At 63.8% G+C, this 22,352-nt stretch carries 23 protein-coding genes and 1 tRNA gene; 4 read left to right on the top strand and 20 right to left on the bottom strand.

Annotation, left to right across the window (positions count from 1 at the left end):
- Positions 1-85: 85 nt before the first annotated feature.
- A complete protein-coding gene (locus KO539_RS12690) occupies positions 86-430 on the bottom strand; it encodes a hypothetical protein (protein WP_219309899.1) in 345 nt (114 codons plus the stop codon).
- 150 nt (positions 431-580) lie between these two features.
- Between KO539_RS12690 and KO539_RS12685 the strand changes: the two genes are divergently transcribed.
- Both KO539_RS12685 and KO539_RS12680 read left to right on the top strand, forming a co-directional pair.
- The gene (locus KO539_RS12685) at positions 581-1,738 is read left to right on the top strand and encodes a PepSY domain-containing protein (protein ID WP_219309897.1); all 1,158 of its coding nucleotides are present in this window, start codon (positions 581-583) and stop codon (positions 1,736-1,738) included.
- An 84-nt stretch (positions 1,739-1,822) separates the two neighbouring features.
- Positions 1,823-2,245 (top strand): PaaI family thioesterase, encoded by a 423-nt coding sequence (locus KO539_RS12680; RefSeq protein ID WP_034752471.1) that lies wholly within the window; start codon positions 1,823-1,825, stop codon positions 2,243-2,245.
- 2 nt (positions 2,246-2,247) lie between these two features.
- Here KO539_RS12680 and KO539_RS12675 read toward each other — a convergent pair whose 3' ends face one another.
- The 7 genes from KO539_RS12675 to KO539_RS12645 all read right to left on the bottom strand — a co-directional run bounded on the left by KO539_RS12675 (position 2,248) and on the right by KO539_RS12645 (position 7,130).
- Positions 2,248-2,943: an anti-sigma factor domain-containing protein gene (locus KO539_RS12675; RefSeq protein ID WP_219309895.1), complete on the bottom strand. Its 696-nt coding sequence runs from the start codon at positions 2,941-2,943 to the stop codon at positions 2,248-2,250.
- Entirely contained in the window at positions 2,940-3,530 is a 591-nt protein-coding gene (locus tag KO539_RS12670; protein WP_099377611.1) for a sigma-70 family RNA polymerase sigma factor, read from the bottom strand. The genes KO539_RS12675 and KO539_RS12670 overlap by 4 nt, the downstream gene beginning before the upstream one ends.
- Before the next feature lie 85 nt (positions 3,531-3,615).
- Complete coding sequence (locus tag KO539_RS12665) at positions 3,616-4,137, bottom strand: peroxiredoxin (RefSeq protein ID WP_219309893.1); 522 nt, start codon at positions 4,135-4,137, stop codon at positions 3,616-3,618.
- Positions 4,138-4,219: 82 nt separating this feature from the next.
- Positions 4,220-4,903, bottom strand: coding sequence for a BON domain-containing protein (locus KO539_RS12660; RefSeq protein ID WP_219309891.1), 684 nt, complete (start codon positions 4,901-4,903; stop codon positions 4,220-4,222).
- Positions 4,896-5,492, bottom strand: a complete 597-nt coding sequence (locus tag KO539_RS12655; protein ID WP_034752465.1) for a phosphoheptose isomerase — start codon at positions 5,490-5,492, stop codon at positions 4,896-4,898. Before KO539_RS12655 ends, KO539_RS12660 begins: the two co-directional genes overlap by 8 nt.
- Before the next feature lie 57 nt (positions 5,493-5,549).
- Positions 5,550-5,909, bottom strand: a complete 360-nt coding sequence (locus KO539_RS12650; RefSeq protein WP_099403908.1) for a YraN family protein — start codon at positions 5,907-5,909, stop codon at positions 5,550-5,552.
- A 9-nt stretch (positions 5,910-5,918) separates the two neighbouring features.
- A complete protein-coding gene (locus KO539_RS12645) occupies positions 5,919-7,130 on the bottom strand; it encodes a penicillin-binding protein activator (RefSeq protein ID WP_219309889.1) in 1,212 nt (403 codons plus the stop codon).
- A 165-nt stretch (positions 7,131-7,295) separates the two neighbouring features.
- Here KO539_RS12645 and rsmI point away from each other — a divergent pair, with 165 nt between their 5' ends.
- A complete protein-coding gene (rsmI, locus tag KO539_RS12640; protein WP_034782777.1) occupies positions 7,296-8,204 on the top strand; it encodes a 16S rRNA (cytidine(1402)-2'-O)-methyltransferase in 909 nt (302 codons plus the stop codon).
- A gap of 39 nt (positions 8,205-8,243) precedes the next feature.
- Here the strand turns inward: rsmI and KO539_RS12635 are convergent, their stop codons facing one another.
- A complete protein-coding gene (locus KO539_RS12635; protein WP_219309887.1) occupies positions 8,244-8,843 on the bottom strand; it encodes a hypothetical protein in 600 nt (199 codons plus the stop codon).
- A gap of 205 nt (positions 8,844-9,048) precedes the next feature.
- Here KO539_RS12635 and KO539_RS12630 point away from each other — a divergent pair.
- Positions 9,049-9,125 (top strand) — tRNA-Pro (locus tag KO539_RS12630).
- Between the two features lie 173 nt (positions 9,126-9,298).
- Here the strand turns inward: KO539_RS12630 and KO539_RS12625 are convergent.
- From KO539_RS12625 to KO539_RS12575, 11 genes are all read right to left on the bottom strand, one after another.
- Positions 9,299-10,222 (bottom strand): hydroxymethylglutaryl-CoA lyase, encoded by a 924-nt coding sequence (locus tag KO539_RS12625; RefSeq protein ID WP_219309885.1) that lies wholly within the window; start codon positions 10,220-10,222, stop codon positions 9,299-9,301.
- A 1-nt stretch (position 10,223) separates the two neighbouring features.
- Positions 10,224-11,156, bottom strand: coding sequence for a glyoxylate/hydroxypyruvate reductase A (locus KO539_RS12620; RefSeq protein WP_219309883.1), 933 nt, complete (start codon positions 11,154-11,156; stop codon positions 10,224-10,226).
- A 10-nt stretch (positions 11,157-11,166) separates the two neighbouring features.
- Positions 11,167-13,194: an acetyl/propionyl/methylcrotonyl-CoA carboxylase subunit alpha gene (locus tag KO539_RS12615; RefSeq protein WP_219309881.1), complete on the bottom strand. Its 2,028-nt coding sequence runs from the start codon at positions 13,192-13,194 to the stop codon at positions 11,167-11,169.
- Between the two features lie 160 nt (positions 13,195-13,354).
- Positions 13,355-14,401, bottom strand: coding sequence for a biotin synthase BioB (bioB, locus tag KO539_RS12610; RefSeq protein ID WP_046681747.1), 1,047 nt, complete (start codon positions 14,399-14,401; stop codon positions 13,355-13,357).
- A 32-nt stretch (positions 14,402-14,433) separates the two neighbouring features.
- Entirely contained in the window at positions 14,434-15,225 is a 792-nt protein-coding gene (gene bioD, locus KO539_RS12605) for a dethiobiotin synthase (RefSeq protein ID WP_219309879.1), read from the bottom strand.
- The gene (gene bioF / locus KO539_RS12600; protein ID WP_219309877.1) at positions 15,215-16,411 is read right to left on the bottom strand and encodes an 8-amino-7-oxononanoate synthase; all 1,197 of its coding nucleotides are present in this window, start codon (positions 16,409-16,411) and stop codon (positions 15,215-15,217) included. The genes bioD and bioF overlap by 11 nt, the downstream gene beginning before the upstream one ends.
- Position 16,412: 1 nt before the next feature.
- Positions 16,413-17,741 (bottom strand): adenosylmethionine--8-amino-7-oxononanoate transaminase, encoded by a 1,329-nt coding sequence (bioA, locus tag KO539_RS12595; RefSeq protein ID WP_219309875.1) that lies wholly within the window; start codon positions 17,739-17,741, stop codon positions 16,413-16,415.
- 31 nt (positions 17,742-17,772) lie between these two features.
- A complete protein-coding gene (locus tag KO539_RS12590) occupies positions 17,773-18,561 on the bottom strand; it encodes an enoyl-CoA hydratase/isomerase family protein (RefSeq protein WP_219309873.1) in 789 nt (262 codons plus the stop codon).
- A gap of 12 nt (positions 18,562-18,573) precedes the next feature.
- Positions 18,574-20,196 (bottom strand): carboxyl transferase domain-containing protein, encoded by a 1,623-nt coding sequence (locus tag KO539_RS12585; RefSeq protein WP_219309871.1) that lies wholly within the window; start codon positions 20,194-20,196, stop codon positions 18,574-18,576.
- A 40-nt stretch (positions 20,197-20,236) separates the two neighbouring features.
- Positions 20,237-20,683 carry a YchJ family protein gene (locus KO539_RS12580; protein WP_219309869.1) on the bottom strand — a complete coding sequence of 149 codons (447 nt, stop codon included), beginning with the start codon at positions 20,681-20,683 and terminating at the stop codon, positions 20,237-20,239.
- An 87-nt stretch (positions 20,684-20,770) separates the two neighbouring features.
- Entirely contained in the window at positions 20,771-22,057 is a 1,287-nt protein-coding gene (locus tag KO539_RS12575; RefSeq protein WP_219309867.1) for a D-amino acid dehydrogenase, read from the bottom strand.
- Between the last annotated feature and the right edge of the window lie 295 nt (positions 22,058-22,352).

The raw sequence follows: 22,352 nt of genomic DNA, 5'->3' as shown, positions 1-22,352 counted from the left end.
ATAGTCAACGCCAGGCGGCCCGGCGCGCATGCGGAGGACGCGGCGTGCGGCGGTGCAGCCTGAAAAAGGAAAAACAGCGTGGGAACTACAGTGAGGCGGCAGGCGGGCCGCGCACGGGCGGCAGGATGAGGGCGGCGACGGGCGCCAGGGTGGCGGGCGCGATGGCCAGCAAGCGGTACGGCAGTAACTGGGCGGGCGGCTCGGTGATGGCCGGCGGCACGGCAATGTCGGCCACCTTGTCGATGGCCGTGGCGCACAGCGCGCACTCTTCCGCGTCAAGCGACGTCTTGTGCAGGTGCGAGGCGGCCGTCGATAGCAGGAACACGAGGGCCAGCGCACTAAACAGCGCCACGCACAGCCGCCACGGCGCGCGCGCGAGGGCGGCGGCACCGTGATGAGCAAGCTTGCGGGTGGGCTGGCGGGAAGACATGGGCGCATAGTAGCAAGAAAATCGCCCTGCTGTCAGCGCTTGTTGCAATTCAATTGCGCTGGACGGGCAGGACAGAATGTCAGCTGATAATGATTTTCACTCCGGGCCTTTCATGCTATCGTTTCGCAGCCCAAATTTCCCAAAGTTTCCATGTCGCAACGTTCGATCAAGTGGTTGTTTGCCAAGCTGCACCTGTATGCGGGGCTGTGGTTTGGCGCCCTGTTTGTTTTGCTGGGCTTGACGGGGTCCGCCATCGCCTGGATGCCGGAGCTCGACGCGTATCTGAATCCGACCTTGTTGCAGGCGAGCACGCCCGCGCCCGGCCAGGTGTTCCAGGTGACGCCGCGTACGGTGCAAGCGGTGGTGGACGCTCTCGCGGCCGACCCCGTTTACGGCAAGCCGAGCCAGCTTAATCCACCGGCCGATGCGCGCGACGTGTACGTGGCCTCGTACCGCCAGGCGGACAAACCGTCCCCCTTCAGCCAGGCCATCGTGCGCCAGGTGATGGTCGACCCCTACACCCTGCAAGTCAAAGGCGAGCGCGACTGGGGGCGTTTCGGTCTCACGCGTCCGCTGCTGATGTCGGGCATGTTTCATTTGCACCGCTATGTATTGTCTGGCGAAGTGGGCAAGACGATTACCGGTATCTCGGGCGTGATGCTGTTGCTGATGGCCTTGAGCGGTATCTATCTGTGGTGGCCGCGCCTGCAGTGGACGGCGGTCAAGCGCGCGCTGACGGTGTCGCATGGCGGTTCCTGGCCCCGTTTTCATTACACGTTTCACAAGGCGGCCGGCTTTTTTGCCGCGCCCGTGCTGGCCGTGCTCGCTTTTTCCGGCATCTATTTCAATTTGCCGCAATTGATCGTGCCGCTGGTGGAGCTCGTGTCGACGGCGCCGGACAAGGCCAAACTGAAAAATCTGCAGCAGGATGGCGAGCTGCTCGATGCGGGTCAGGCCATGGCCGCCGCGCAACAGCTGTATCCGCAGGCGCGCGTGTCGCGCATCATGCTGCCGGCGAAAAAGGACCAGCCATATGACGTGCGCGTGCGCCAGCCCGGTGAAATCGCCGAGGGCGACGGCGCCACGCGCATTACCCTCGACGCGCGCAGCGGCTTGCCCCTGCGCATACGCGACCCCTTGCGGGCGCCGGCCGGAGACGTCTTCCTGGGCTGGCAATTCCCCCTGCATTCGGGCCAGGCGTTCGGCGTGGCCGGGCGCGCCTTCATTACCGTCTTCGGTTTGATGCCCTTGCTGTTCCTGCTGACGGGGACGCTGGTGTGGTGGAAACGGCGGCGCGGCCGGAAATAGGCGGCCGCCAGACCGGTGCGGGAAAAGTTGCTATCATCATAGTATTTTCCGGCGTATCACGGATTCACCCGCACAAGGACCAGCATGAGCAATCCCGACATCACCGTAGCAATGTTGAATGAACGCGGCACCGGCCGCCTGCCCGGCCACCTGGGCATCGTCATCACGGAAGTGGGCGACGGCCAGCTGACGGCGGAATTGCCCGTGCTGCCGCACTTGCTGGCGCCTAACGGCTACCTGCACGCGGGCAGCGTGGTGACCCTGGCCGACACGGCTTCCGGCTATGGCTGCATCGTCAACCTGCCCGAAGGCGCCAGCAACTTCACGACCATCGAATTGAAATCGAACCACCTGGGCACGGCCCGCGAAGGCACGCTCACCTGCACGGCCAAGGTCGAGCACAAGGGCCGCAACACGCAAGTGTGGGATGCCGTAGTGAAAAGCAAGGAAACGGGCAAGACGATTGCCCTGTTCCGCTGCACGCAGATGATTCTGTATCCTAAGTAAGGTTAAATTTTTACCCAGTTACCCTTGTACAAGATTGGTCCCGTCGGCCCATTCGGATTCGGCGAACCGCCTTTCGGCTCCAGGGTAACGGCCAGCAAGGCCACGTCGCTACCGATGGCGCGCTGGGACAGGGCCAGTTTCACGTTGCCCTTGTCGGCCAGTAAGCCGAGGGAGCGCGGATTGCCGCTCTTCGGTACGGCCCACAGTTCCAGATCCTTATCGCTCGGCACGGGCGCGTTGCCCACCATGCGCACCTCGAGCGCGCCGTGGCGGCTGTCGGCCGTCAGCAGCAGGGCCGTTTGCGCTTTCTCGTCCGTCAGGCTGGCCACATAGCTGATCTGCGGTGCATCCATCACGCGCGTGGCCACGACGATGACCAGCAGCGCGGCGATGGCGCTCGAGGCCATGCCCAGACCACGCCAGAACGACAGCGAATCGCGGAACAAGGACCAGCCGCCCTGCGGCTTCAGGTGCAGGCGCTGTTCGATCTGCTGCCACACGCGCTTGGGCGGCGCCACGGGCGTGGCGAATTCTGCCATCGGTTCCAGGCGCTGGCGCCATTCGGCCGTGATATTGCGCAAATCGGCGTCATTGTGCAGCCAGCCTTCGAAACGCCGCCGCGCGCCCCCTTTCAGGGTGCCCAGCACGTATTCGGACGCCAGTTTCTGGCGCAGCACGTCATTGCCGCGGATATTCATGATGCCTCCCGTTTCGCCAGACACGTGCGCAGCCGTTCCAGGCTGCGGCGTATCCAGGTCTTCACGGTGCCGATCGGCAGCGACATCTGCTGCGCCACTTCGCTGTGCGACAGGTCATGATAGAAGGCCAGGGCGACCACCTGCCGGTGCAGCCCTTCCAGGGCCGACATGCAAAACGCCAGCGCCTTGGCGTCACCGCTCAGTTGCAGTGATTCGATCGGCGTGGCCTGGGGGTCTCGGAGTGCATTCATGACTTCGCTATCAAACTGTTCGGCATCGATTTCTACGGTATCGTCGCTGCGCCGCAGCACATCGAACGCCTTGTTGCGCACGATGGTGGCCATCCAGGTCATCGGCGCCGCCAGATGGCTCTGGTAAGTGGCGGCGTTGTTCCAGATGGCGACGAACCCCTCTTGCAAGGCTTCTTCAGCGAGCTCTTGCTTATGCAATATACGCAGCGCGAAGCCAAACAGTTTCGATGAGGTGGAGTGATATAGCTGACGGAACGCGGTGGCGTCCTTGTTGCCGGCGGCGAGCAGCCAGGTTTTGAGTTGTTGCGGGTCGAGCGATTGAGCGGCTAGGGACACGGCTGGCCTTCACAAGGGGATTGGAATCACGCCTGGGAAGGTTATAACGGTTTGGCAACACTTGGCAACAAGGTTTTGTGCCGTGTTATCCCGCGATGGCCGATTCCAGCAACTTGTGCAGCTCGGCGAATTCCGGCTTGCCCACGTAGCGTTTCAGGATCTTGCCCTGCTTGTCGAGCACGAAGGTGGTGGGCGTGAGCGCCACGTCGCCATAGGCCTTGGCCGCTTCGCCCGTCACGTCGAGCGCCACCTTGAACGGCAGCTGGCGCGTTTCGGCGAAGTTCAGCACATAGTTGGCCGGATCGTATTTCATGGCCACGGCCACGAATTCCAGTCCTTGCCCCTTGTACTTGTTGTAGGTGTCGACCATGTCCGGCATTTCCGCCACGCAGGTGGTGCACGAGGTGGCCCAGAAATTGACCATCACGACCTTGCCGCGCAAGCTGTTTGAGGTGATTTTCTCGCCATGGATGCCGTGGAAGGTCACGTCCGGCGCGCTTTGCTTGTCATTGAGCGACAGATAAGCGGCTGCCGCCACGCCCGCCACGAAAACGGCGATCAGGGCTGGCTTGACCCAGGACTTGCTTGCGGATGGCGAAGTTGACATGGTTTTCATTTGAAAAGCGCGGCGATGCGGCCATTATAGCCGTATCGCCGCATCAAAGCCGTAGGTCAAACGGAGGAGGCGTTTATTGCTGCGCCGTGTCGCCAGTGCTGGTGGTGCGTGCTGGCGCCGGATCGGGCTGCAACTGCTTCAGTTCCGCTTCCGAAATGTAGTCGAACAGCTTGACCACTTTCTGCACGCCGCCCACGCCGCGCGCCACGTCGGCCGCGACCGTGCCTTCGCGCTGGGTGACTCTGCCCATCAGGAAGACGGTGGCGTTCTCGGTGACGACCTTGAACGAGGCGGCCGAGATGGTTTTCATGTCGACCAGGCTGGCCTTGACCTTGGTGGTGATCAGCGCGTCGTTCGAGCGCGACGTATAGCTGGCCGGACCGGCGATGATCAATTCATTGGCCACCGATTCCACGCCCTCGATATTGCGCACTTCGCGCTCGACGGCATTTTTCATCGCTTCGTCGCGCACTTCGCCCGTCAGCAGGACGCGGCGGTTGAAGCTGGTGACGTTGACGTGGCCCACATCGCCGGTGATGGAGGGGATGCGTGACTCGCCTTTGAGGGCGATCGACTTGTCTTCGGTCTGGGCGCCCAGGGTGCGGCGGTCCGCTGCGGCCACGCCGCCCATCACCGCGCCGCCGACCATCAATTCGATGCAGCCGGTGAGCGAAGTGAGCATGGCGCCGCACAGCAATGCGGTGGCCAATGGGCGTTGCACGCGTTTCCAGCCTGGGCCAGTACCGAATTTAGTCATTCACGTCTCCTCCGAATAGCGCGACGTCGATGCCGTCGCAGATGCAATGTATGGTGGTCAGGTGGACTTCCTGGATGCGCGCCGTGCGCTCGGCCGGCACGCAGATATGCACGTCGGCATCCGTCAGCATCTTGCCGATGGCGCCGCCGTCCTTGCCCGTCAGCGCCACGACGCGCATTTCGCGTTCGAGCGCCGCTTCCACGGCGGCCATCACGTTGGCCGAATTGCCCGACGTGGAGATGGCCAGCAGGATGTCGCCGGCCTGGCCGAAGGCCTGCACCTGCTTCGAGAAAATCTCGCGGTAGCTGTAGTCGTTGGCCACAGCCGTCAGGATCGACGTATCCGTCGTCAGCGCCAAGGCCGGCAGCGGAAAGCGCTCGCGTTCGAAGCGCCCGACCAGCTCGGCTGCGAAATGCTGGCAGTCGGCGGCGGAACCGCCGTTGCCGCAGGCGAGGATCTTGTTGCCGTTGGACAATGCATAAAACATCAGGTCGATCGCCTGCGCAATCGGTTGCGCCAGTACGGTGGCGGCCTGGATCTTGAGTTCGGCACTTTCGTGGAAGTGCGAGAGGATGCGTTGATTATTCATAGTCTGCCGATTATAGTGCAGGCGCGCGGCATGGCGGACAAGCACTGTTAAAAATGCTTACATATCGAGGATGTTCTTCAGCCAGCTGATGCGTCCGCCATCGATGGCCAGCGCGTCGAAGCGGCACGGCGGCACGGTTTTTTGCCTCAGCAGCCAGGTTTGCGCGGCCACCACCATGCGCCGCTGCTTGGCTGGCGTGATGCTGGCCAGGGCGCCGCCAAAGGCCGCACTGCTGCGTAGCCGCACTTCGACGAAGACGACCGAGGCGCCATCGCGCATGATCAGGTCGAGTTCCCCACCCTTGCACAGATAGTTGCGCTCTAGCAGCACCAAGCCTTGCAGCAACAGATACGCGAGCGCATCGTCTTCCCCTTGCCGTCCCCGTGCCTGTTTATTCTGGAAAGGCAGGGGTGGCATGGCATGTCCTTATTGGGCCGGCGGCACAGAGACAGGCGCCGGCACGGCCGGTGGCCAGGTGCCCAGCACGCCCTGCTGGTAGGTGGCGGCCTGCTCCGTGCGTTCGAACACGCTTTGATCATTTTCGAAGCGCACGGCCAGGCGGCCCGTCACGCCATCGAGGGTAAATGGCGCGTTTGGCCGCAGCGCCACTTCGCGCGCCACGCGGAAGGCATCGATGCCCAGCGCGTACAGGCGTTCCATGTCGGCCGTCAGCCGGCGTTCGGCAGGCTGCTCGGGCTGTGGATACACCATCACTTGCGGATGGTCGCGCTGCACCTGCCATGGCAAGTCCAGCAGGCGCGCACCGTCGAGCTCGGGGCCGCTGGCGCCGCGTCCCGTGCCGGGATTCAGGGACGAGGTGCCATACAGCGGCAAATCGCTGCCGATGGCCACGCGCAGCTGGCGCGCCTGGTCGGCGTCGAGCGCGGCAAACAGCAGGCCCGGCGGCGTGGCGGCCAGGCGCGCGCGCAGCTGCACCAGTTCGGCATCGCTCAGGTAGCCATTCGTTGCCGTCAAGTCCATCGTTTCGATCTTGCCGCCCTGGCGCAGCCATTCCTGCTTGAAGGCGGCGCTGATGCGACGCTGCGAGGGCGAACCGGCCGACAGGATCAGCGCGCTGGCGCGAGGCTGTTCGCTGGCGGCCCAGGCGGCGACCTGGCGCGCTTCCGCCTCGATCGACAGGCCCATCACCAGCAGCTTGGCCGGCAGGCGCGCTTCCCCGCGGTTGTCCGGGTGGTTCAGGGCGATCGTTGGTTTGCGCACCAGATCGCTGTTCGCCACGGCCGTGACGGCCGAGCGTGACAAAGGCCCGACGACGATGTCCTGTTCTTCTTGCGCTTGCGCAAACTTGTTCAGCACGTCGCTGCTGCCGTCGCCCGTATCGATCACCGTTACTTCAAAGCCGCTGCGGTCACGCTCGTACGCGGCCATGAAACCGGCGCGCAGCAGTTCGGCGGCCGGCCCCAGGGAAGCCGAGCGCAGCGGCAGCAGCAGGCCGATGTGGTGGACCTTGCCGTCGGACGGTGCCGGCGCCGTGGCGGCCGGCATGTCCTGCGGCGTGCCCGTTGCTGGCTTGCTTGTGGTGGGCGCCAGTGGCGCGCCGTTGCCGTCATACGCGGTAATATCGGGCACGGCCACGGCAAACGTCACCGGTTCGGGCGCGGGCGGCTTGGGCGGCACGGGTGGTGGCAGCGGCTTCGGAGGCGGCAGCGCCCTTGTGTTAGATTCAATAGGCGCGCACAATTGCCCGGGCGCGTCGCAAGGCGTGCTGCAAGCGCTCAGCATGCCGGTCGCGGCACAAACAAGCAGTAACTTCACACTATTAGCAAGCATTTAACCTCCAAAATGACCGTACAAGAAATCAGTTCCATCGCCAGCCTGCCCATCATGACAGAGGCGGCGCACCAGGTCTATCCTATCGCAACATTGTATATAGTGGCCACGCCCATCGGCAATGTGACCGATATCAGCCTGCGCGCACTGCATCTGCTGAGCCTTGCCGATGCCGTCGCCTGTGAAGATACGCGCAACACGGCGCACCTGCTGACGCGCTTTGGCTTGAACAAGCCTCTGATTGCGGCGCATCAGCATAATGAACGCGAAGTGGCGCAGACCCTGATTGCCCGCCTGCACGCCGGCGAGCGCATCGCCCTTGTTTCCGACGCCGGCACGCCCGCCGTGTCCGACCCCGGCGCGCGCATCGTCGACGCCGTGCGCGCGGCCGGCCTGCGCGTGCTGCCCCTGCCCGGCCCGTCGGCGGCCATCACCGCCATTTCCGCCAGCGGCTTGTTGAATGACCAGTTTTACTTTGTCGGCTTCCTGCCAGCGAAGGCCAAGCAGCGCGAAAACATGCTGCACAGCCTGCGCGGCGTGACGGCGACGATGGTGTTTTATGAAGCGCCGCACCGCATCCTCGATTGCGCCACGGCCCTGGTGGAAGCGTTCGAGCCGACGCGCCAGGTGGTGTTCGCGCGCGAACTGACGAAACTGTTCGAGGAAATCCACCGCTGCCCCCTGTCCGAAGCGGAGGCGTGGATACGCGCCGACGCGCACCGCGAAAAGGGCGAGTTCGTCGTCCTGCTGGAAGGCGCCACGGAAGCGCAGGACGCGGAAGACGTGGAAGCGGAGCGCATCCTGAACATTTTATTGGCCGAGTGCAGCGTCAAGCAGGCGGCGAACCTGACGGCGCAAATCACGGGGCGCAAGAAGAATGCGCTGTATGAGCGGGCGTTGCAGTTGAAGGGGCAGGAATAATTTTACAGGCCTGCCCATTGCTGGCGTGTTATTAAATTATTACCACTTGCAGCCGCTATCCTTCTTGTCCAGCAACATCATCACGGGCGCCAGCAAGCCTGCGCCTGAGTAGGCAGTGCGGCAATCGCCGCGCTTGCCTTGCGCGATGTCGCGCGCCAGCTGGGTTTCCGTTTGCAGCGGCTTGTCGGGGATTTGCCCCACGGCCGTACCCACCTTGGACGGGTCGCGCTCGCCGGCCATCTTGCGCGCCGTCCTTCTGGCCGCGTCCATGTCGAACTTTGGCGTCTCTTGCGTGATGGTATCGGCGCTGGCCGCCGGCGTGGCCGGTGATGCCGGCACCACCGTGATGGCTTGCGGGCTCGATGCTGGCGCCGTGGCGGCCGGCGGCGTTTCCCGGACAGTGGCGCGTGTCGGCTTGCTGATGGGCTTGGGTTCGCGCTTCGGCTTGGCGACTTCGACGGGCGGCGGGGGCGGGGAAGGCTTGGCGGCCAGCGGACGTATCCACACGGCGATCGATTCCACGCGCGGGGCCGTGTCCATCCGCGCGGCCGGCTGCACGTGGCGCCACAGAGTGATCAAGGCGCCATGCAGCAGCAAGGACACGGCGATGCCCAGCGCGATGCCGCGGCGGTTCGGCATGGGCCGGCCACCGTCGTTTCTTTCTATCCTGAACTCCATTGCCGTCGTCGCCTTCATGTCTGATCGGGAAAACTTGCCAAGCCAGTGTCGCATATTTCCGGCATGTTGAAAAATACATGGGTCTCAGTGCCGCGCGTAAATAATTTACAGAGAGTTTCACCTGACCCTTGACCGAAGTCGATACGGCCTGTATTATCTTGGTCTTCGGAGTGTGGCGCAGCCCGGTAGCGCACCTGGTTTGGGACCAGGGGGTCCAAGGTTCGAATCCTTGTACTCCGACCAAATTTGTAGAAAAAAACCCAAGAGTTTCGGCTCTTGGGTTTTTTTTCGTCTGTACGATCCACGTAGGTCAGGTAGGTCGGGTTAGCGCGCAGCGCGTAACCCGACAACAGTGTTGGCCATGGCTCTGGTGGCGTCGGATTACGCGTGGCGTTGCCACGCTAATCCGACCTACCTCAAACAGCGGCGCGCTTCGCCGCGATGGCGTTACCCGCCCGGCTGGAACCCTTGCGTCCCAGCTGCTGCGAAATGAACTGGCCTGCGTCGACCACCAGGTCGAGGTCGATGCCGGTGGCGATACCCAGTCCCTGCATCATGTACAGCACGTCTTCGGTCGCCACGTTGCCGGTGGCACCCTTGGCGTAGGGGCAGCCGCCCAGGCCCGAGACGGACGAGTGATAGATGGCGATGCCCGTTTCCAGGCTGGCGTAGATATTTGCCAGCGCCTGGCCGTAGGTATCGTGGAAGTGGCCGGACAGGCCGCCTACGTGGAAGGCGGCAATGGCGCGCTCCATCACCGCCTGCGTTTTGCGCGGCGTGGCCACGCCGATGGTGTCGGCGATGTCGATCTCGTCGCAACCGAGGTCGCGCATGCGGCCCACCACGTCGGCCACGGCGTCGAGCGGCACATCCCCCTGGTAGGGGCAGCCGAAGGCGCAGCTGATGCTGCCGCGCAGGCGCAGGCCGTGTTCCTTGGCTGCCTTGGCCACGCCTTCGAAGCGGGCGATCGATTCGGCGATCGAGCAGTTGATGTTCTTTTGCGAGAAGGCCTCGGACGCGGAACCGAAGATCACCACTTCATCGGCCTTCGCCGCCAGGGCGGCATCGAAACCTTGCATGTTCGGCGTCAGCGCCGAATAGATGGTGCCAGCGCGGCGCGCGATTTTTTCCATCACTTCCGCGCTGGTGGCCATCTGCGGCACCCATTTCGGAGAGACGAAGGACGCCGCCTCGATGTTGGCGAAGCCGGCCAGGGTCAGGCGGTCGACCAGTTCGATCTTGACGGCGGCGCTGATGGTTTCCTTCTCGTTTTGCAGGCCGTCGCGTGGACCCACTTCGACGATCTTGACTTGCTTGGGCAAACTAGCTTGAGCATTCATTTCAATATCCTTGCAAACGGTTGACGATGCCGGCGACGACTTCTCCGGCTTGCAGGCGGCGCATCTTGGCGGCGATCTGCGCCACGCTTTCGCGGCGCAGGGTGGCGGCCGAAATATGCGGCGTGATGGTGATGCGCGGTTCTTGCCAGAACGGGTGCTGCTGCGGCAGCGGCTCGTTGCGGAATACGTCCAGTGTCGCGCCGGCGATATGCCCGGAGCGGATCAGTGTCAGCAGATCCGGCTCGGCGATATGCGCGCCGCGCGCCACGTTGATGACGTAGGCGCCGGGCAGCAGCATCGACAGGCGGGTGCGGTCGAGCAGGTTGTGCGTGTCCGGCGTGAGCGGCAGCATACATACGAGCACGCGCGTGCCGCGCAAAAATGCTTCCAGCCCCTCTTCGCCCGCGTAGCATTGCACGCCATCGGCGTGTTTTGGGCTGCGGCTCCATCCCCGCAGCGGGAATTCGAACTGCGCCAGCGCTTGCAGCACGCGCGTGCCCAGCACGCCCATGCCAAGGACGCCGACGGGGAAATCCATCTTGTCGAACGGGGGCAGCGGCTGCCAGATGCCGGCGCGGCCCTGCGCCTCGTAATCGTCGAAGCGGCGGAAGTGGCGCAGCACGGCGTGGCTCACATATTCGGCCATCTGCACGCCCATGCCCGCGTCATCGAGACGGATCAGCGGCACGCGGGCCGGCAGCGCATCGCCAAATTTCAACAGCGCGTCGACGCCGGCGCCCGTGTTGAAGATGGCTTTGACGTTGGCCAGCTCGGGCAGCATGGCGGCGGGCGGCTGCCACACGACGGCGTAGTCGCACGGCGCGACCGCTTCGCCTTCGCGCCAGAAGGTAATGTCGGCCTCGGGCAGCAAGTCGCGCAAGTCGCTGATCCACGCCGCTTCCTTGCCGTCCGAACGTTGTAACAGGATGCGCATGTGCTTACCTCTATGCGGCAGCCTTGAAGGCCAGCAGCGGTGCGCCATCGGCCACCTGGTCGCCGACCGCGTACAGCACGTCTTCCACCAGGCCGTCGTGCGGCGCGGCGATCGTGTGCTCCATCTTCATCGCTTCCATGATGACCAAAGGCTCGCCCTTCTTGACGTCCTGGCCCTTGTTCACCAGCACGGCGACGACCTTGCCCGGCATCGGCGCCGTCAGGCGGCCGCCTTCCGCTTCCACCTCGCCCGCATGCGCCATCGGATCGCTGTAATGCAGGGTATGGTGCAAGCCGCCGGTAAACACGTGGAACTGTTCTCCATCGCGCAGCACCGTGCCATGCACGGCACGCTCGCCCAGTTTGATGTGCAGCTCGTTGCCTGTGTGCGCCGTCAGGGTGAGGGCTTGGCCGTTGAACAGCCAGCCATCCGTTTTGTAGGCAACGCGCGCCGCGTAGGCCTTGCCCTCGCCGGCCAAGGTGAATTCATCGGCAAACGACAGGCTGCGGCCCAGGGTGCTGTTCAGACGCCAGCCCAGGGCATTGCCCCACGGGTCGGCGCGCTGCAGCGATTGCGCTTCGGCGGCCGCTTTTTCTTCCAGCAGCAGGGCGACGGACGCCAGCGCCAGGGCCGTGTCGGGCGCCGCCTGCAGGGCGGGAAACAGCGACGTTTGATTACGCTCGATCAAACCCGTATCGAGGTCGGCGCTGGCAAAGGCCTGGCCTTCGACCAGGCGTTTCAAAAAGGCGATATTGCTGGCCAGTCCCACGATCTGGTAGTCGGCCAGCGCCTGCGCCATGCGTGCCAGCGCTACGCGGCGGTCCGCGCCCCAGACGATCAGCTTGGCGATCATCGGGTCGTAGAATGGTGAAATCGCATCGCCTTCGCGCACGCCCGAATCGATGCGCACGGCGGCTGGAACTACTGTTCCACCCAGTTCGAACGTGACGGCCGATGGCGACTGCATGTGGCGCAGGGTGCCGATCGACGGCAAAAAGCCCTTCTCCGGATTTTCCGCATAGATGCGCGCCTCGATAGCGTGGCCGTGGATCGTCAATTCGCTTTGTTTTTTCGGCAGCGGCTCGCCAAAGGCGACGCGCAACTGCCATTCCACCAGGTCGGTGCCGGTGATCATTTCCGTCACCGGATGTTCCACTTGCAGGCGCGTGTTCATCTCCATGAAGTAGAACGAGCCATCCTGGTTGGCGATGAATTCCACCGTGCCCGCCCCGACATAGCCGACGGCCTTGGCGGCAGCAACGGCCGCCTCGCCCATGGCCGCGCGTCGGTCGGCTGGCATGCCCGGCGCCGGTGCTTCTTCCAGCACCTTTTGATGGCGGCGCTGCACCGAGCAATCGCGCTCGAACAGGTAGATGCAGTTGCCGAGCGTGTCGGCGAACACCTGGATTTCGATATGCCGCGGACGCGACAGGTATTTTTCGGCCAGCACCTTGTCGTCGCCGAAAGAGCTGATCGCTTCGCGCTTGCACGAGGCCAGCGCAGCCTTGAAATCATCGGAATGCTCGATGACGCGCATGCCCTTGCCGCCGCCGCCAGCGGACGCCTTCAGCAGCACGGGGTAGCCGATCTTGTCGGCTTGGCCGTGCAGGAAATCCGCATCCTGTTCGTCGCCGTGGTAGCCGGGCACCAGCGGCACATTCGCCTTTTCCATCAGCGACTTGGCGGCCGATTTCGAGCCCATGGCGCGCATGGCGGACGCCGGCGGGCCGATGAAGACCAGGCCCGCCGCCTGGCAGGCGTCGGCGAAGTCGGCGTTCTCGGACAGGAAACCATAGCCGGGGTGAATCGCCTGGGCACCAGTGGCCAGCGCCACGGCGATGATCTTGTCGCCGCACAGATAGCTTTCCTTGGCCGGCGCGGGGCCGATCAGCACCGCTTCGTCGCACACGGCGACGTGCTTGGCGTTGGCGTCCGCTTCCGAATACACGGCGACGGTCTGGATGCCCATGCGGCGCGCGGTAGCGGCGACACGACAAGCGATTTCGCCGCGGTTGGCGATCAGGATTTTAGTGAACATGGTCTCTCTCTATTCTCTCAAAAAGGGGCAGCTGTCTCTTGGCGGACCTTGTCTGCTGGTTTGTCGGTTTACGCGCTACGCGCTAAACCGACCTACGCATGGTGAGGCTGGATATCGTAGGTCGGGTTAGCCGGCACGGCGTAACCCGACAAGGCTGTCATCAGCAGCCGCACTTCTCTTTCTGCACCGATTCGAGCATCGCGCCGCGCGTCTGCAAGCCCAGTTTGCCGAGCAGGACGCGGTCGTCTTCCGCTTCCGGGTTGTCGGTGGTGAGCAGCTTGTCGCCGTAGAAGATGGAGTTGGCGCCAGCCAGGAAGCACATGGCTTGCACGGCTTCGCCCATCTGGCGGCGGCCGGCCGACAAACGCACGCGCGCTTTCGGCATGGTGATGCGGGCAACGGCGATCGTGCGCACGAATTCGAACGGATCCAGCGCTTCCAGGCCAAACAAAGGCGTGCCTTCCACCTGCACCAGGTGGTTGACGGGTACCGATTCCGGATACGGATTCAGGTTTGCCAGCTGGGCGATCAGGCCCGCGCGTTGCAGACGCGTCTCGCCCATGCCGACGATGCCGCCGCAGCATACTTTCAAGCCCGCTTCGCGTACGCGGCCCAAAGTATCGAGGCGGTCCTGGTATTCGCGCGTGGAGATGACGTTGTCGTAGAACTCGGGCGCCGTGTCGAGGTTGTGGTTATAGAAATCCAGGCCCGCGTTTTTCAGGCGGTCCGCTTGTCCTTCTTCCAGCATGCCCAGGGTGGCGCAGGTTTCCAGGCCCAGCGCTTTGACTTTGCTGACCATTTCTTCGACTTTGTCCATGTCGCGGTCTTTCGGGCCGCGCCAGGCGGCGCCCATGCAGAAGCGCGTGGCGCCGTTGGCTTTCGCCTGGCGGGCCGCGTCGAGCACCGTGTCGATGTCGAGGATTTTTTTCGCTTCCACGCCCGTGTCGTAGCGGGCCGCCTGCGGGCAGTAGCCGCAGTCTTCCTCGCAGCCGCCCGTCTTGATCGACAACAGGGTCGCCAGTTCCACGTCGCCGTCAGGGAAGTTGATGCGGTGTGTTTGCTGGGCCTTGAACATCAGGTCATTGAATGGCAGGTCGAACAGGGCCAGCACATCATCGATGGGCCAGGTGGCCGCTTCGGGCAGGGTGATGCGCGCCGCAGGGCGGTGCAGTTCGACGGTTTTTGCTGCTTCTTGGACTACGGACATGGTGATTCCTTCGCTTCTATTTTTGAGTTCGTTCAGTTATTTGGATGCTGCGCCGGCCAGTTGGGCAAGCCGGTGAAATCGAGATACGCGGCCGCCGCTTGTGCGCTCGGTTGCGCCAGGCGCGGTACCCTGCCCAGCAGCGGCGCCGGGATGCGCTCGATCAGCGCATCGATATTTTCATCGAGGAAGCGCATTTCCACTTCCAGGGTGTTGGCGACCCAGCCGATCACCGTCAAGCCGCGCGCTTCGATGGCTTCCACCGTCAGCAAGGCCTGGCTGATGCAGCCCAGACGCATGCCGACCACGAGGATCACGGGCAGATCGAGCTGCTGCGCCAAGTCGGCCGAATCAAAGCCGGGCGACAGCGGCACGCGGAAACCGCCCACGCCTTCGACCACGACCGCGTCCGAGGCGGCGGCGATTTCCAGGTAGGCTGCCAGGATCGGCACGGATTCGATGCTCACGCCTTCGAGCGCGGCGGCGATGTGCGGTGCAGCTGGTTCCTTCAGCATGTAGGGCGTCGTCAGGCTGCGCAGCATGGTGACGTTGCCGGCGGCGATCAGGCTGTCGGCATCTTCATTATGCAGCTCGCCGTCGCGCATCTCGGCGCCGGCAGCGACGGGCTTCATGCCGCAGGCGCGCACGCCGCGCGCGACCAGCGCGTGCAGCAGGGCCGACGACGTCAAGGTCTTGCCGATTTCCGTGTCGGTGCCGGTGACGAAACAGGCAAAGCGCGAGGGCAGGCCGGTGGCCGCCGGCGCCGCTTGCACGGCCGGCGCCAGGTCCGCCAGCACTTCCGCCACGATAGGATCATCAAGGCTCATGGCGATTCCTTTCCAGGGTGTTGACTGCGTTGATCAATTGCGCCACTTCCTGCGCCGTATGGCCGGCCGACAGGGTCACGCGCAGGCGCGCCGTACCGACAGGGACGGTGGGCGGGCGGATGGCGCCGACCCACAGTCCCTGCTGGTACAGTTGGGCGGCGACGGCCAGCATGTCCGCATTCTCGCCGATGATGACGGGCTGGATGGCGCTCAATGACGGCAAGGCTTGCCAGCGCTGCAGCTGCAAACCGTCGTTCCATTGCGCCACCAGTGCCGCCAGGTGGGCGCGGCGTTGTTTTCCTTCGTCCCCGGCGATGATGTCCAGGCTGGCCAGCAGTGCATGCGCCAGCGCGGGCGCGGCCGCCGTCGTGAAGATGTAGGGGCGCGCCTTCTGGATCAGGGTGTCGATCACGGCTTCATGCGCGCAAACAAAGGCGCCGCCCACGCCGGCCGATTTGCCCAGGGTGCCCACGTATACGAGGTAGGGCGAATGCAGGTCGAAGTGTTCCAGCGCGCCGCGGCCATTGGCGCCCAGCGCGCCGAAGCCGTGCGCGTCGTCGACCACCAGCCAGGCGCCGTACTGCTCGCACAGTGCCAGCAGCGCGGGCAGCGGCGCCAGGTCGCCATCCATGCTGAAGACGCTGTCGGTGACGACGATCTTGGTTTTCGCCGTGCTGGCCGCCAGCAGGGCCGCCAGGGCATCGAGGTCGGCGTGCGGATACACGCGGGTTTTTACGCGGGCCAGGCGCGTGCCGTCGATCAGCGAAGCGTGGTTCAGCGCTTCCGAAAAAATCTCCGCTTCCGGATCGCTTGCCGACAGGGCCGTCAGCACAGCCAGATTAGCCATGTAGCCGGTGCAGAAATACAGGGCGCGGGCGTTTTCCAGGTTGGCGCCCACGAAAGCGGCGAGCCGCTCTTCCAGCTGCGCGTGGGCGCGGCTATGGCCGCTGATCAGGTGCGAAGCACCGCTGCCGGCGCCATACAGGTCGGCGCCCTCTTTCAGCGCTTCCACGATGCGCGGATGCGCGGCCAGGCCCAGGTAATCATTGCTGCAAAAGGCCAGCATGTCGCGCCCGTCCACTGTCAGGTGCGGCGCGCATGGCGTGTCGACGGTGCGGCGGCGGCGGATCAGGCTGCGCTCTTCCAGTCCGTGCAACTGCTGCTTCAAGCGCGCGATCAGTTCCATCTCAGGCTCCGATCACTTTGTTGAAGACGGCCAGCGTCTGCTGGCCCAGGCCCGCGATTTCGGCGTCGTCGAGGATGTACGGCGGCATCAGGTAGACGGTGGAACCGATGGGGCGCATCAGCAGTTCATGTTCCAGCGCCGTGCTGAAGAAGCGGCGCGAAAAATCGGGTGCCGCGTCCACCGCATCGAAGGCCCAGATCATGCCCTGCTGGCGGAAGTGTTTTACGCGCTCGTGCTGCGCCAGCGGCGCCAGGGCGCGCGTGATTTTTTCGGCGCGCACGCGGTTGGCCGCCAGCACATCGTCTTCCTCAAAAATCGACAAGGTCGCGAGCGCCGCGCGGCAGGCCAGCGGGTTGCCCGTGTACGAGTGCGAATGCAAGAAGCCGCGGCGCACATCGGTGCTGTAGAACGCCTGGTAGATGTCTTCGCGCGTCATCACGAGGGACAGAGGCAAATAGCCGCCACTGATGCCCTTGGAGAGGCAGACGAAGTCGGGCCAGATGCCGGCCTGCTCGCACGCAAAGAAGGTTCCCGTGCGGCCGCAGCCGACGGCGATTTCATCGAGGATCAAATGGACTTGATAACGGTCGCACAGGGCGCGCACCAAGGACAGGTACAGCGGGTCGTGCATGGCCATGCCGGTGGCGCACTGCACCAGCGGCTCGATGATGATGGCGGCGATTTTGTCCGCTTTTTCCTGGAACAGCTGTTCCACTTCACAGGCGGCGCGGCGCGCCACATCTTCAGCCGTTTCGCCTTCGGCCGCCTGGCGGAAGTCGGGCGACATCACCGTCTGCGTGGCGCGCAGCAGGGGGCCGTAGGCATCCTTGAACAGGGCGACGTCCGTGACGGCCAGGGCGCCGATGGTTTCGCCGTGGTAGCTGCCCTTCAGGCAGACGAATTCCTGTTTCTCGCTCTTGCCGCTGTTGCGCCAGGCGTGAAAACTCATTTTCAGGGCGATTTCCACGGCCGACGCCCCGTCGGACGCGTAAAAGCTGTGGCCAAGCACGCCGCCCGTCAAGGCGGACAGCTTTTCCGACAGCTCGATCACCGGTTCATGCGTGAAACCGGCCAGCATCGCGTGTTCCAGCCGGTCCAATTGGTCCTTGAGTTCCGCATTGATGCGCGGATTCGCATGGCCGAACAGGTTCACCCACCAGGAGCTGATGGCGTCCAGGTAGCGTCGGCCTTCGTGGTCATACAGCCAGGCGCCGCGGCCATGGCTGACGGGGATGAGCGGTACAGTCTCGTGGTGCTGCATTTGCGTGCACGGATGCCACACGCTGCGCAGACTGCGTTCGACCCAGCCCGATTGTTTTTCTGCTTTCAACACTGCTCCAATGATATTTTTAATCCATGCGCTAACCCATAAGCCAGCTCGGCTTGCGCTTGTCGAGGAACGATTGCACGCCTTCGCGTCCCTGCTCCGACGCGCGGATCTGCGCGATGCGCTCGGCGGTATCAAGCAGCAGCGCGTCGTCGACCGGCTGGCCAACGATCTCGCGCACCAGCGTTTTCGCTTGCGCCACGGCGTGCGGGCTGTTGCCCGTCAGCGCTTTCAACACCTCGGCGGTTTTCGCGTCCAGCGCGCTTGCCTCGACTACCTCGTGGGCAAAGCCGATGCGCAGCGCTTCCTGGGCGGAGAATCGCTCCGCGGTCAGGAAATAGCGGCGTGCCGCGTTTTCGCCCATGGCCTTGATGACATACGGTGAAATAGTGGCCGGGATCAGGCCCAGCCGCACTTCGCTCAGGCAGAAATGCACGTCTTCCGCAGCCAGAATGATATCGCATGCGGCGACGAGGCCCATGCCGCCCGCATAACAGTCGCCCTGGACCTTCGCCACGACGGGCTTGGGACACAGGTAAATCGTGCGCAGCATCTGCGCCAGCTGCAGCGCGTCGGCCTGGTTTTCGGCATGCGTGTAGCCTGCCATCTTCTTCATCCAGTTCAGGTCCGCGCCGGCGCAAAAGGCCGCGCCATTGGCCGCCAGCACGATGGCGCGCACCATGTCGCTGCGCCCCAGGCCCTCGAAGGCGCGCGCCAGTTCGGCGATCGTCGTCTCGTTGAAGGCGTTGCGCACGTCGGGGCGGTTCAGGGTCACGGTGGCGACATTGCCCTCGATGACCAGCTTTAAGGTTTCAAATTCCATGGTCTTTTCCCCTTACATACGGAATACGCCGAACTTCGTGTCCGGGATTTCCGCGTTCAAGGCGGCCGACAGCCCCAGGCCCAGCACCATGCGGGTGTCGGCCGGGTCGATCACGCCGTCGTCCCACAGGCGCGCGGTGGCATAGTACGGGTGGCCCTGGTGCTCGTATTGATCCTTGATCGGCTGCTTGAAGGCCGCTTCCTCGTCCGCGCTCCACTCGCCGCCCTTGCCCTCGATGCCGTCGCGCTTGACAGTCGCCAGCACGGACGCGGCCTGGTCGCCGCCCATGACGGAAATGCGCGCATTTGGCCACATCCACATGAAGCGGGGAGAAAACGCGCGGCCGCACATGCCGTAATTGCCGGCGCCGAAGCTGCCGCCGATGATCACCGTGAATTTCGGCACGGCAGCCGTGGCGACGGCCGTCACCATCTTGGCGCCATTGCGGGCGATGCCTTCGTTTTCGTACTTGCGGCCCACCATGAAGCCCGTGATATTTTGCAAAAACACGAGCGGGATCTTGCGCTGGCAGCACAATTCGATGAAATGCGTGCCTTTCAGGGCCGATTCGGAGAACAAGATGCCGTTATTGGCGATGATGCCGACTTTCACGCCATAGATATGCGCAAAGCCGCAGATCAGCGTGGTGCCGTAGCGGGCCTTGAATTCGTCGAAATCGCTGCCGTCGACGATGCGCGCAATGACTTCGCGCACGTCGAACGGCTTGCGCGTATCGACGGGGATGACGCCATACAGTTCCTGCGTCGGGTACTTCGGTTCGACGGATTCACGCAGCGCCATCTGCTGCGGTTTTTGACGGTTCAGGTTCGAGACGATGGTGCGCGCCAGCGACAGCGCGTGCAAATCGTTTTGCGCCAGGTGGTCGACCACGCCGGACAAACGCGTATGCACGTCGCCGCCACCGAGGTCTTCTGCCGTCACCACTTCACCGGTGGCCGCTTTGACCAGCGGCGGGCCGCCGAGGAAAATCGTGCCCTGCTCCTTGACGATGATCGATTCATCGCTCATGGCCGGCACGTAGGCGCCGCCGGCCGTGCAAGAACCCATCACGACGGCGATCTGCGGGATGCCTTTGGCCGACAGATTCGCCTGGTTGTAGAAGATGCGGCCGAAATGGTCGCGGTCGGGGAAGACGTCGTCCTGGTTCGGCAGGTTGGCGCCGCCCGAGTCGACCAGATAGATGCAGGGCAGGTTGTTCTGGTCGGCGATTTCCTGGGCGCGCAAGTGCTTTTTCACCGTCATCGGGTAATACGTGCCGCCCTTGACGGTAGCGTCATTACACACGATCACGCATTCTTGGCCCGAGACGCGGCCGATGCCGGTGATGATGCCGGCGGAAGGCGCCGCATCGACGCCCTTGGCGTCCTGGTACATGGCGTAGGCCGCCATCTGGGAAAACTCGAGGAAGGGCGTGCCGGGATCGAGCAGCATCTGGACTCTGTCGCGCGGCAGCAGCTTGCCGCGCGCCAGGTGCTTGGCGGCCGCCGCTTCGCCGCCGCCAGCCGCGATCTTTTCCACTTTGTCGCGCAAATCGTCGACGATGGCTTGCATGGCCGCGGCATTGGCCTTGAAATCTTCACTGCGCGGATTGAGTTTGCTTTCGATGTGCGGCATTGCGGTTCCTTTTTATGATCGCCCGGTCTCTCGGGTCGCGCTATTCGGGAAAACTGCCGTCGAGATAAAACCAGCGCAGGGCGCCGCCGTCACCAGCTTCACGCACGAAGCGGCTCACTTCATGCAGGCGGTGCGCGCGGCCGTTGACCTTGTAGCGGGCCACGAATTCCACGCTGTCGCGGTGTATCTCTTCGGCTTGATCTGCTGATGTTGCTTTACGTTGACGTAAACGTAAAGCAGATTTTACCTCAAGTCCCAGCCAGTGGACTTTTTCTTCTTCGGCAAATAAAGCGTCGGTGGGACGGGTGCTGGCATGCCAGGTGGCCAGCAGATACGGCTCGTCGCGCAAGGTAAACGCCGTGTAGCGCGAACGCATCAGCGTTTCGGCCGTGGGCGGCAAGGCGTCGCCCGCGATGTACGGGCCGCAGCAACTGGCGTAGGAGGCGCCGCCACAGGGGCAGGCGGCAGATGTCGAGAGTGTGGGCATGCGGTGGCGGATAAGGAACAGGGGAACTGAAAAGTTCCGCAATTATCCGCCATATCGGCAGCGGCGCGTGCGCGCCGCCTTGACTGGCTATTTTTTCGGACTGAGGAAGTCCAGCGCGAACGGCGGCGCCTTGCCGGCCATCAGGTCGGCCAGGATGCGCGCCGTGCCGGCGGCAAAGGTAAAGCCCAGCGGGCCATGACCCACATTGAGCCACAAGTTGGCCACTTTGCTGGCGCCCACCAGCGGCGCGCTGTTCGGCGTGGCGGGACGCAAACCGGCCCAGGCCGTGGCCTGGTCGTAATCGGCGCCGTGCGGCATGGCTTCGCGCGCCAGCCGCGTCAGGCCGGCGATGCGGTCCCAGGCTATGCTGTTGTCGGCGCCCACCATGTCGACCATGGCGGCCACGCGCAGGTCGCCGCCGATGCGCGCATACAGTACCTTGCGCTCGAAATCCGTGATGCTGATCTCGGGCGCCCGGTCCTGCGCGCGGATGGGCGCCGTCAGGCTGTAGCCTTTCAGCGGATACAGGGGCAGGTAAATGCCTGCCGTGGCAGCCAGGTCGCGGCTCTGGATGCCGGCCGCCAGCACATAGTGATCCGCTTGCAGCAGGCCCAGGCTGGTGTCGACGCCCGTGATCCTGCCCTTGTGCGTGACGAGGCGGCGCGCCTCGCCTTTTAATATGAGCGAACAATGCGGATGCTGCAGCAGGCGCGCTTCCAGCGCCAGGCAAAAGGCGTGGCAATCGGCCACCGCTTCGCCGGGCGTAAAAATGCCGCCCGCCAGGGAGCCCTGCAGGGCGGCCAGCGCCGGTTCGCGCTGTACCGCCTCCGTCGGCGACAAGACGACGCGCGCCTCTTCCGATTCGGGCCGCGCCACGGCCCGCTGAAAAATCGCCGGCGAGCGGTAGACGATGAGTTTACCCGCATCGCGGCGCGCATACGCTTCCGGCGGCACGGCCAGTTCCAGCTGGGCCATGCCGGCGCGGCTCAGTTCGCCTAATTCCAGCAGCTTGGCCGTCGTGCGGGCGTTGCTGGCGCTGTTGCAATTGCGCAGGAAACTGGCCATCCAGCGCCATTGGCGCCAGTCGGCCTCGGGACGGAAGCGCAGCGGACCATCTTTCTGCAGCAGCCACTGCAAAGCTTTGAAGGGCACGCCCGCGTCCGCCAGCGGGGCCACATAGCGATAGCTGAGTTGGCCGCCATTGCGGTAGCTGGCGGCGATCGCCACCTGTTCATTGCGCTCCAGTACCGTGACCTTGTAGCCGGCCTCGGCCAGCCACCAGGCCGATGTCAGACCGACGACGCCGCCGCCGATGATGATGACGTGTTGCTGCATGTTGCCTCGCTGCGTTGCGCCCCCATGGTGCGGGAGCATTCGGGAAGAGCTTAGAGGCTGGCCGCCAACGCAGCCAATGAAACATCATGGTGCAGCCATAACTTTCAGGAATGCACCATTTCAAGGCAAGGATGGATGGTTGTCCATCGCACCACCGTAGAGTGCGGTGAGGATCAATTCCTCGCTGCGCAGCCAGCATAGGGCTGGATGGTTTCCTACGCTAATGAAAATTGCTTATTTATCTACAATGCAAAGCTATACGTACGGTAAAACATTGTTTTTTTAAGTGTATAACCGTTATTTATGGTCATTTTCCATTTATTCATGGGTGGAC

This window comes from Janthinobacterium sp. NKUCC06_STL (assembly GCF_019345455.1).
Lineage (GTDB): Bacteria > Pseudomonadota > Gammaproteobacteria > Burkholderiales > Burkholderiaceae_D > Janthinobacterium > Janthinobacterium rivuli.
The sequence above is the reverse complement of the archived record's forward strand: the minus strand, read 5'-3'. Positions and strand labels throughout refer to the sequence as shown.